This window comes from Amycolatopsis sp. NPDC059027, assembly GCF_042739735.1.
Taxonomy (GTDB): domain Bacteria; phylum Actinomycetota; class Actinomycetes; order Mycobacteriales; family Pseudonocardiaceae; genus Amycolatopsis.
This window is the reverse complement of record NZ_JBHYIK010000155.1, coordinates 1-3,917: the sequence shown is the minus strand read 5'-3', so window position 1 is coordinate 3,917 and position 3,917 is coordinate 1. Positions and strand designations below refer to the sequence as shown.

Genomic DNA, 3,917 nt, shown 5'->3' with positions numbered 1-3,917 from the left:
GACGCCCGTAAGGTGGCCTTAACGGCATCACGGCACCCCGGGAATTGGGAGCTACTTGCAGGGGAGGGTGCTGCTGCGCAGGGCGTGCCCGCCGTCGTTGTCGTCGTCGGACCAGACGACCGGTTTGCGGCCGGACGCGCAGGCGTCCTGCGGCGCGATCGCGAAGCCCTCATTGTTGTAGTTGGGCATTCCGGACGGCCGGTCGTAGGTCGCGCCGACCGCGAACTTGCCCTGCGCGGTGACGTCGAGCGTGGTCGAGCGGCCATCGCAGTTGTCGTCGCAGACCGCCCACAGGTGGCCGGTCGAGGGTTCGAATTCGAGGTCCATGACCGCGGGCAGGCCACTCGGGATGGTGGCGATGCGGGTGTAGCTCCCGTTCTGGCCGAGCGCGTAGGCGTAGATCGTCCCGTTGTCCTCGAGACCGACGAAGTACAGGCCGCCGCCGTGGCCGGGATACTTGGCCGGGTCGTACGCGGCTTTGGTGTGTTCGTCCCGGAACTTGTGTGTGGTCAGGAACGAGTCGGGAACCCACGAGATGCCTTCGAGTCCCTTGTTGGGTGACACCGAGGGAAGATCCTTCGTGAGATCCCATTCAGCGGTAGCGTTGAGTGTGCTCGCGGACGAGGCCGGGTCGAAGCGGAGTACCTGCATCCGGCTTTCGTCACCGTTGTCGTTGTCGCGCTCCGTGGCGGCGAACACGCCCTCGGGAGTGACGACCACGCCCTCCGCGTCGGGGTCGCCACTGCCGTCCTGGTAGCGGAGCTGCTTGCCCTTCGCCCAGCCGCCGGACGGGTCGGGCCGCCACTTCTTGCCGTCGGGAACCAGGCGGTAGAGCGTGCCGGGCCCGTTCTTCACCGCCCACAGCACGCTGGGACTTTGGAAGGACAGACCGCTCAGGTTGGAGCCGAACACGTTCGACCCGTCGGCGACGGCGACCTGGGCGGCGCCCGGCCAGGCGGCCCGCGGCGCGGCCGAGGCCGGCGCGGCGGAGAGGGTTACGGCGGCGACGGCCAGCCCCGCCGCGACGAGTTGTTTTCTTCCACCCCAGTGCTTACGCAATGCAGTCGCTCCTGTTCACAGAGTTTTACGCCCGACGCAGTTGAGCACACCGCCGACGGCGAGGGCAAGAGCGGTCGCCGCGAAACCCCGTGGCGTACCGGTAAACCAAGGGAGGACGGGGCGAGTGTTTCCGTCCGGGCCGCGTAACGGCCTCCCCCTGTTCGGCGACTGTGCAGCCGACGAGCACGAGCCGCCGCGCAGGGCGAGCGTCCACAGTGGACATATGTCGGTGGGTGGGAACGATCAGGCGACGGGATGGGGCGGATGACCGTGACAGGCGAGACAAAGCTGTGGATCGGCGGTGACGCGGCCGAACTCGGGGCGTTGCTGGACTGGCTGCGTCACGAGGACGCGCTGCGCGGGAGGGTGCGGCTCCGGCGGGCGGAGCCGCGGCCGGGCGAGATGGGTGGTGTGCTGGACGCGCTCGTGGTGGCCATGGGCTCGGGCGGGGCGGGTGCGGTGCTGGCCAGATCGGTGTCGACGTGGTTCTCCCACCGTCGCTCGGAGGTGAAGCTCACCGTCACCGCGGCGGACGGGCGCAAGATCGAGCTCGACGCCCGGCGGGTGGCCGACGTCGCGGCGTTGGTCCGCGACGTGGAAAGACTGCTGGAGCCGGGCGACCGGTCACCGTGAACCTCGGGAGGGGCCGCGTCCGGTCCGCCGGGGACGGGTTCGCCGCGCGATGCCGCCGCCGGCCCGGTCGGCGCGCAGGGCGGCGAGCAGGGTCACCGCTTCGTCGTGCCGGCCCGCCCGGCCGGTCCAATAGGCATGGCCTTCCCGGATCGCGAACACGTCCGGATGCGTCAGCCCGAGCGCGCGCTGGAAGTCCGTTACCAGCTCCGCGTGGAGCCGGGCGGCTTCGGTGGGGTTGCCCGCCAAGCCGACCTGGACGGCGTGCCGGCGACGACTGTCCAATGTGGTGGGATGCGCCGGGCCGAGAACCCGGGCGGCCTGTCCGGCGGCGGCAGCGAGCTTGCCGAGGACGTCGGCGTCCGGCGCCTGGGTGCCGGGGTTCGGGGCGAGCGCGAGCCCGCCCGTGGTCTGGGTGCCGCCCTGACCGGGACGGGCGAGGCCGCGTTCGCCCAGCACTCGCCGGAGGTGACGGTGGACGAAGTCGAGAGTGAGCAGTTCGGGCCCGTCCGGCGCCCCGCGCGTGAGGAGATCGGCGAGCGCGCCGGTGAAGGCGGTGTGCCGCGCTCCCCGTGGCGCGGACGCGGTTTCGTTGCCGGAGGCGGAGGTGAGCGTGTAGGTGCCGGCGATCTCCAGCTGCCCGGTGGCCGCGGACGAGGCGTCCGCCATGAGTTCCCCGATCGCCCTGCCGGAGAAGCAGCTGTCGACGATCAGGACGCGGTTCGCGGCCGGTGCGTCGGCGAGGAGTTCGCGGAGCCGGGCCGCCGGTAGCCCGGTCCAGCGCAGGCGATCCACCGTGCTGTCCGGCATCGTGAGGTACAACTGCCCGCGACCGTCCAGGACGCCGTGTCCCGCGTAGTAGACGAGGAGCAGGTCTTCGGCTTGTTCGGCGGCTTCTTCGAGCACGTCGCCGACAGTGCGATGGTCCGGTTCGTCCAGCAGTGTCCGGCAGTGTGCCGGCGGCAGGCCCGTACCGGTCGGTGCGGTGAGGATCGCGGTCAGGTCCGTGACGTTGTTCCGCACCGCGGGCAGCGCGGGCAATGCGGGATCGGCGAACTCGCTCGTGCCGATGAGCACCGCCCGCGAACGGAGCGGATCCGCCAGTCGCATGGACGCCTCCCGCTACTTCGGCGGCTGTCGCTGGTAGGTGCCCGCGATGACCGGATCCCCGGTGACCGTGAGCTGGTTCTTGCCCGTCAGGGTCACGGTCGCCGACGCGGTCTTCAGAGCCTCGCAGCCGGTGGCGTCGAGCCGCAGCGCCACCGTGGGGTCGCCGCTGGTATTGGCGAAGCAGGTGGCGTACGGGTCCTTCGTGTCCTTGGAGAAGGAGACATTCGGGCCGTGGCGAACGTCGGCGGGGTCGTTGATGGTCAGTGATCTCGTGCCACTGATCCAGTACGCGTAAAGGGTGGGGCGGGGTGCCGTGCTCGTCGTGGTCGCCGGTTTCGTGGTCTTGGTGGTGGGCGGCGGTGGGGGCGTCGGCGCGGGGGTGGCCGAGGTGGTACTCGGCGGTGTGGTGGGTGCCGAGGGGGAGGGCACGTCCACCTGGGTGCCGAAGTCACCGAACGTCTGCCGGACGGCGGGTCCGGCAGGCGGGGTGGTGCTGAAGAGGACGAGGTGCCCGCTCTCGTCGATGCGCGCGGTGAACGGGACGGGCTCCGCCGCGGGCGGTCGCAGCGACTGGGCGTCGAGAGCGCCTTCGAACTCACAACCCCGGCGGGTGGCCGAAACGGCCGACGCCAGTGCCGGGGTCGGTGACGGTGTGTCGGTTTCGGTGCTGGGGCCCCAGGTTCCGGTGGACGTGGTGAACGCGTAGCGGGTCCCGCCCACGGCGCGGAATTCCGTGGGCGTGTCGAGTCCGTTCTGCCGCCGGGTGAACCACGACGTGGCCGCGACGGGATCGACGGCACCGTCGTAGCCGCGGTCGGCGATCCGGGTGGTGAACCGATGACTGATCCGGTCGAGTTCGCCCGCCGCGTCCGCGAGGACCCGGATGGCCTGCCGGTCGCCGACGACGGTGTCGCAGGGCCCGTGGGCGAGCAGGCGGGGAACGACCAGGCCGGCGCCGGTCGCGGCGGCCGCGACGACGACGCCCGCCACCGCGACCTTGACCACGGACACGCCTCCGCTCACCGCTGCCGTGGGCGCGGGCGGCGCCGCCACCCCCCCCCGCGGCGCCCCCCCCCAACACCCCCACAAAACTAGGGTGGGGGGGGGCCCCCGGGCAC

4 protein-coding genes are annotated in these 3,917 nt (G+C 71.5%); 1 reads left to right on the top strand and 3 read right to left on the bottom strand.

The annotated features are described in order from the left end of the window. Window positions 1-51: 51 nt before the first annotated feature. Complete coding sequence (locus tag ACFWY9_RS44715; protein ID WP_378331613.1) at window positions 52-1,059, bottom strand: hypothetical protein; 1,008 nt, start codon at window positions 1,057-1,059, stop codon at window positions 52-54. 270 nt (window positions 1,060-1,329) lie between these two features. Between ACFWY9_RS44715 and ACFWY9_RS44710 the strand changes: the two genes are divergently transcribed. Continuing rightward, window positions 1,330-1,692 carry a hypothetical protein gene (locus ACFWY9_RS44710; RefSeq protein WP_378331612.1) on the top strand — a complete coding sequence of 121 codons (363 nt, stop codon included), beginning with the start codon at window positions 1,330-1,332 and terminating at the stop codon, window positions 1,690-1,692. On the opposite strand, the gene ACFWY9_RS44705 is transcribed toward ACFWY9_RS44710, so the two are convergent. Next, window positions 1,684-2,799: a caspase family protein gene (locus tag ACFWY9_RS44705; RefSeq protein WP_378331611.1), complete on the bottom strand. Its 1,116-nt coding sequence runs from the start codon at window positions 2,797-2,799 to the stop codon at window positions 1,684-1,686. The genes ACFWY9_RS44710 and ACFWY9_RS44705 overlap by 9 nt on opposite strands. A 12-nt stretch (window positions 2,800-2,811) precedes the next feature. Further along, window positions 2,812-3,810, bottom strand: coding sequence for a hypothetical protein (locus tag ACFWY9_RS44700; protein ID WP_378341751.1), 999 nt, complete (start codon window positions 3,808-3,810; stop codon window positions 2,812-2,814). Between the last annotated feature and the right edge of the window lie 107 nt (window positions 3,811-3,917).

What these genes read in the sequence shown, in the direction of transcription:
- ACFWY9_RS44705 (WP_378331611.1), bottom strand. Translation starts at nt 2,799, where the DNA reads ATGCGACTGGCGGATCCGCTCCGTTCGCGGGCGGTGCTCATCGGCACG.